We start from the raw sequence: 5,876 nt of genomic DNA, 5'->3' as shown, positions 1-5,876 counted from the left end.
GGAGTTCGGTGCCACGCCTGGCTCCTTCCGGTACCCGCGGAACTGCCCGCGCACGAGATCTTCGGGATCGAGCGGGCGAATCGCGCGGAACACCTTCACCTGCTCGTCGCGGATCGACTCATGGTACGTCGTCAGGGGAGGCTCCATCGCGAGGAAGCTCACCACCTGCAGCAAGTGGTTCTGCACGACGTCGCGGATGGCTCCCGCCTCCTCGTAGAACCGCCCACGGCCCTGGACCCCGAAGCTCTCCGCCATCGTGATCTGGACGCTGGCGACATAGTTCCGGTTCCAGATGGGTTCGAGGAAGGTGTTGCCGAAGCGGAACATCACGAGGTTCTGGACGGACCGCTTGCCGAGGTAGTGATCGATCCGGAAGATCGACGATTCGTCGAACACGCGATGCAGCGTGGCATTCAGGGCCTGCGCGGACCCGAGATCCCGGCCGAAGGGCTTCTCGAGGACGACCCTGGCGTCACGCGCGTTACCCGCACCCTCCAGCCCTTCGACGACCGTGGCGAACATGCTGGGCGGAATCGCGAGATAGTGGAGCGGCCGCGACGCACCCGAAAGCTTCTCGTGCAGGGTGCGGTAGGTGTTCCGATCGGCGTAGTCCCCGTCGACATATTCCAGGCGGGCAGCGAGCGTCGCGAAGGCCGTCTCGTCCACACCGCCTCCGTGCGTGTCGATGCTCTCGTGGGCGCGCGCCCGAAGCTGCTCGAGCGTCCAGGCCTCGCGCGCCACCGCGACCACGGGCACGTCGAGGTGGCCGCGACGAGCCATGGCGTGCAACGTGGGGAAGATCTTCTTGTAGGCCAGATCGCCCGTAGCACCAAAGAAGACGAGCGCATCGGCACGGGGGCCGGTCACGCGCCCCCCGCCTTCTCGACGTGCCCCCCGAACCCGAACCGCATCGCCGACAGCATCCGATCCTGGAACTCCGCCTCACCGCGCGAGGCGAAGCGCTCGAACAGTGCGGCGGCAAGCACGTGCGCCGGCACGGCCTCGTCGACCGCGGCGTCGAGCGTCCAGCGGCCCTCGCCGGAATCCGAGACCCGCCCGGTGAACCGCTCGAGCATCGGGTCGCTCGCGAGCGCCGCCGCCGTGAGGTCCAGGAGCCAGGAGGCGACGACACTCCCACGGCGCCACACCTCGGCGATGTCCGCGAGGTTCAGGTCGTACTGATAGTACTCCGGGCTGCGGAGCGGGGTCGTTTCGGCATCGGCCGTGCGGTTCCGCTTTCCGACGTTCGCGTGCCGGAGGATGCTGAACCCCTCGGCGTATGCGGCCATGAGCCCGTACTCGATGCCATTGTGCACCATCTTCACGAAGTGCCCGGCGCCGTTCTGCCCACAGTGCAGATAGCCGGCCTCGGCCGTGCTCCGCCCGTCCCGCCCCGGCGTCCGCGAAGCGCCGGCCCCGCCGGGAGCGAGGGTGGCGAAGAGCGGGTCGAGACGGCCCACGACGTCCGATTCGCCACCGATCATCAGACAGTAGCCGCGCTCGAGACCCCACACGCCGCCGCTCGTACCACAATCGACGTAGTGGAGGCCGCGCGTCGCGAGGCGCTTCGCCCGGTCGACGTCGTCCCGATAGTACGAGTTGCCACCATCGACGATCACGTCGCCCGCCGTCAGGCGCGGCACGAGTTCTTCGAGGGTGGCGTCGACGACGGCGGCGGGGACCATGAGCCACACGACGCGCGGCTTCGTGAGCCGGTCGACGAGCTCGCCGAGCGACGCGCACCCCGCGGCTCCGTCGCCGGCGAGCGCACGGACCGCGTCGGGGGATACGTCGTGCACGACGCAGTCGTGCCCGCCGCGCAGCCAGCGCCGTACCATGTTGGCGCCCATTCGCCCGAGACCGATCACCCCTACCTGCATCGTGTCCTCCCGACGTGATCTTCGCTCATGACGATGACTTCCTTGTCGTCATCCGGCCTCGACGATACCGCGGGTGCAGGTCGCCGCCGAGATCGTGAAGGACGCCCTCTGCAGACGCCATGCCGCGGCAAGAACCGGCGTTCCGCGAGAGTTTTCGACGTCGGTCGGTCCCGTACCCGGCCGGAGCTGACGAGCCGCCGTCAAAGGTGCCGACGGCTCGGCACGGCCGGGCTCTCGACGGGCTCCGGACGAGGCGCTTGCGATGGCGTGTATCCTGCACGCCGAGAGCGCCGCGGGGTTGACTGTAGAATGTGGGCTGTTGATGCGGACCGTGCGAATGCTACGGGAATGACCCTCGGTGCTCCACTGGCGGTTGGATGCCTAATGCTCGTCGCGATGGTCGTGGTCCAGGCCTTGGCGATCACGGCGATCAGTCGTTTCATCCATCGAGAGACTGAAGGGCCGAACGGGATCGACCGATGGCTGCACAACATCGGCGTGATCGTGCGGACTCTACTTCTCCTAGCTGCCGCACAGCTCGTCCAGATCGCTGCATGGGCGGAGCTCTTCATCCGTTGCGGCGAGTTCGACGGCTTCACCGTCGCGCTCTACCACTCGGCAATGAACTTCACCACGCTCGGCGACAGTGGTGTCGTCATGTCACCCGCCTGGAGACTCCTCGCGCCGCTCGAGGCCCTCGCCGGGATGCTGATGTTCGGCGTGTCGGGCGCGGTCCTCTTCAGCGTGATCCAGACGTTGATCCGGCTTCGGACGGGTCACAGACTCCTGTGATCAGGGGGGAATGAACGTGGAGGATGTTCTCGTCCGCTTCGGTTCTCTTGCAGTAAAGCGCTGCGACCATGGCGATGGCGCCGATCGCACGGCCCCCCGATACGGTTCGATGAGTCGTCATCGGCGCTGCGGTATCGCAACGACCATGCCACCCGACCGTAAAGGGTGCGGGAGCGCCAGTGGCCGTCCGGCGGGAGGTCGCGTGCCGACCGCGCGGCACGACTGCCGGGATATCGACCGGCCGGCGGGCAAGCGGCCGGCTCAGAGCTCATCCGTCCCTGGTATCGAACTTGCGATCGGGTCGTTGGCAGGAGGGTACAGCGATGGCACGGAACGTCACGCTCCTCGATCTCGTGAATGCGGTTGCAGAGCACGCGCACTCGGACAATGAGGTGATCGCGACCGTCGTCTACATGGTGAACCACGGAAACGTGCGCCTTTGCGGCACCTTCAAGGGAGCGCGCTTCGACCTGGCTGCCCTCGTCGCGGCCTGAACGAGGACCGGGACTCCCATGACCGCGGCTCGAGGGACGCGCTGCCGCCCGACCCGCACGACCCTGTTCCGGGCTGCATCGTTCGTTGGCTTCTACTTCGGCCCAGTCCTTCTGTAACGGACTTCGTGCGCGTCGAGCGATCCCAGTCGCCGTCGAAGGCCCACGCCCCGAACGCGATCGCGGCGACCTGGTCCGTGCCGATGTCCTGCAGCTCGAGCGCCTGTGCCAGACCATCGAGCGGCGCCGCATGCTGTCGACTGCTCGGCGCGCGTGCCGAGAGTCCGGCAGGCAAGTCCTGGGGCGCCTTCAGTGCGACGTCGCGCCGCCAGCAATACCCGACGTTGACGTGGCGGGGGGGTGGGGTCCCGAACGCGGCTACCGTTGGCTCGGTCATTGCTGAAAGCCTGCATGCTGACCTTGGCGGATATCAATCGAGCTCTGGACCGACTCGGGCCGGAAGCTTTAGTCCCACGCACCCGGTGGGAGCTCCCCGTCCACGTCGCCGCGCTGCGCCGGCGCGGGGCGACGGAGAGCGAGCCGGAGACCATCCTTCTGTCCCAGTGCGACGGCGTCTGGGGGCGCCCCGACGATCGGACTTCACATCGCCACGTTCCGGTTCCCTGCACCAACTGAGTGGTGCTCGTGCGCGGACGGCGGCGAGCGCTTCGAGGCAGCCGTCGAAGTCGTGGTGGTCGCGATGGCACCGTCTTACCCCCACGACCACCTGAAGGAGGGGCTAGAGGAGACCGAAGTTGAGACAACAGACGTGGACGACGGCCGATGGCGCGTTTTCCGGTGGCCCACCTCTGGGCAGTGCCGAAATGCCGACACGGCCAGCTCGGTATCGACACTGGCTAGACCTCGGCGCCGTGATCTGACGCGCCGGCGGGCTCTACCCTCGGTAGAATAGACGGCACGGGCCTTGCCTTACGAGTAGACCCCGCCATGTGGATCGTCCGACTCGCGCTCCGCCGCCCCTACACCTTCATCGTGATGGCGATGCTCATCGCCATCGGCGGCGTACTCACCATCGCGCGGACGCCGGTCGACATCTTCCCCGAGATCAACATCCCGGTCATCTCGATCATCTGGCAGTACACCGGGCTCTCGCCGAACGAGATGGAGGGCCGCATGGTCACCATCTCCGAGCGGGCGATGACCACGACCGTCAACAGCATCGAGCACATCGAGTCGCAGTCGCTCGCCGGCGTCGGGGTGATCCGCGTCTTCTTCCAGCCCGACGCGAGCATCGGGTCGGCCGACGCGGAGGTGACGGCCATCAACCAGACCCTGCTGCGGTCCATGCCACCGGGGACGACGCCGCCGCTGATCATCCGGTACTCGGCGTCCAACGTCCCGATCCTCCAGCTGGCGCTCGAGTCGCCGACGCTGAGCGAGCAGCAGCTCTACGACTACGGCCTCAACTTCATCCGGACCCAGCTCGCGACCGTGCAGGGCGCGCAGGTGCCGCTGCCGTGGGGCGGCAAGGTGCGGTCCGTCATGGTCGATCTCGATCCGGACGCGCTCTACGCCAAGGGCCTGTCGGCCTTCGACGTGTCCACGGTGCTCGGGACCCAGAACGTCATCCTGCCGGCCGGCACCGCCAAGATCGGACCCATCGAGTACAACATCCGCACCAACTCCTCGCCCGACATCCTCGAGACGCTGAACGATCTCCCGGTGAAGCAGGTCGGCGGCGCCACGGTGTACATGCGCGACGTCGCCCAGGTGCGCGACGGGTTCGCCGTGCAGACGAACATGGTCCACGTCGACGGCCAGCTCTCGGCGCTGCTGGCGGTGCTGAAGACGCCGAGCGCCTCGACCCTCGACATCGTCCAGCGCGTGAAGGACGCCCTGCCCCGCATCCAGGCGACCCTTCCCCCGGAGCTCGAGGTGAAGCCGCTCTTCGACCAGTCGATGTTCGTGCGCGCCTCGCTCCAGGGCGTCCTCCGCGAGGCCATCATCGCCGCCGCGCTCACCGGGCTCATGATCCTCCTCTTCCTCGGGTCGTGGCGCTCGACGCTCGTGATCGTCGTCTCCATCCCGCTCGCCATCCTGGTCTCGGTGATCACGCTCTCGCTTTTCGGTGAGACGCTCAATGTGATGACGCTCGGCGGGCTCGCCCTCGCGGTCGGCATCCTGGTCGACGACGCGACGGTCGAGATCGAGAACACGAACCGGAACCTCGCGATGGGGAAGCCGGTGATCAGGGCGATCCTCGACGGCGCGCAGCAGATCGCAACCCCGGCCTTCGTCGCGACGCTCTGCATCTGCATCGTGTTCGTCCCGGTCGTCTTCATCACGGGCGTCGCGAAGTACCTCTTCACGCCGCTCGCCGAGGCGGTCGTCTTCGCGATGCTCGCGAGCTACCTCCTCTCCCGCACCGTCGTCCCTACCATGGTGCGCTACCTGCTCCCGGCGGAGGCACACCTGCACGCCCCGGGCGCCGAGCACACCGTCACCGATGCGGGGCGCATCTGGGCCGTGCACCAGACGTTCAACCGTCGCTTCGAGCGGTTTCGGGACGGGTATGCCGCGCTCCTCGGGTGGGCGCTCGCTCACCGGCGCCTCGTGGCCGGCCTCTTCGCGGGCTTCGTGACGCTCTCCCTCGGCCTCTTCTGGCTGATCGGCATGGACTTCTTCCCGACGGTCGACGCGGGGCAGCTCCGTTTGCACGTCCGCTGCCCGGCCGGCACGCGCCTCGAGGAGA

5 protein-coding genes are annotated in these 5,876 nt (G+C 67.6%); 3 read left to right on the top strand and 2 right to left on the bottom strand.

Annotated elements, in window-relative coordinates; all coding sequences use genetic code 11:
- A partial coding sequence (locus tag VMS22_13540) for a glucose-6-phosphate dehydrogenase (protein HXJ35050.1) occupies positions 1 to 867 on the bottom strand: 867 nt, incomplete at its 3' end.
- Positions 864 to 1,880, bottom strand: a complete 1,017-nt coding sequence (gene gnd, locus VMS22_13535; protein ID HXJ35049.1) for a decarboxylating 6-phosphogluconate dehydrogenase — start codon at positions 1,878 to 1,880, stop codon at positions 864 to 866. The genes gnd and VMS22_13540, both read right to left, overlap by 4 nt.
- 384 nt (positions 1,881 to 2,264) lie before the next feature.
- Between gnd and VMS22_13530 the strand changes: the two genes are divergently transcribed.
- The 3 genes from VMS22_13530 to VMS22_13520 form a co-directional block, all read left to right on the top strand.
- On the top strand, positions 2,265 to 2,672 hold the full coding sequence (locus VMS22_13530; protein ID HXJ35048.1) for an ion channel: 408 nt from the start codon (positions 2,265 to 2,267) through the stop codon (positions 2,670 to 2,672).
- A gap of 323 nt (positions 2,673 to 2,995) precedes the next feature.
- Positions 2,996 to 3,166 carry a hypothetical protein gene (locus VMS22_13525; GenBank protein ID HXJ35047.1) on the top strand — a complete coding sequence of 57 codons (171 nt, stop codon included), beginning with the start codon at positions 2,996 to 2,998 and terminating at the stop codon, positions 3,164 to 3,166.
- A 945-nt stretch (positions 3,167 to 4,111) separates the two neighbouring features.
- A partial coding sequence (locus VMS22_13520) for an efflux RND transporter permease subunit (GenBank protein HXJ35046.1) occupies positions 4,112 to 5,876 on the top strand: 1,765 nt, incomplete at its 3' end.

This window comes from Candidatus Eisenbacteria bacterium, from assembly GCA_035577985.1.
In the GTDB taxonomy this organism is placed as follows: domain Bacteria; phylum Desulfobacterota; class Binatia; order DP-6; family DP-6; genus DATJZY01.
Note: the sequence above shows the minus strand (reverse complement) of the source record. Positions and strands in the feature narration are given on the sequence as shown.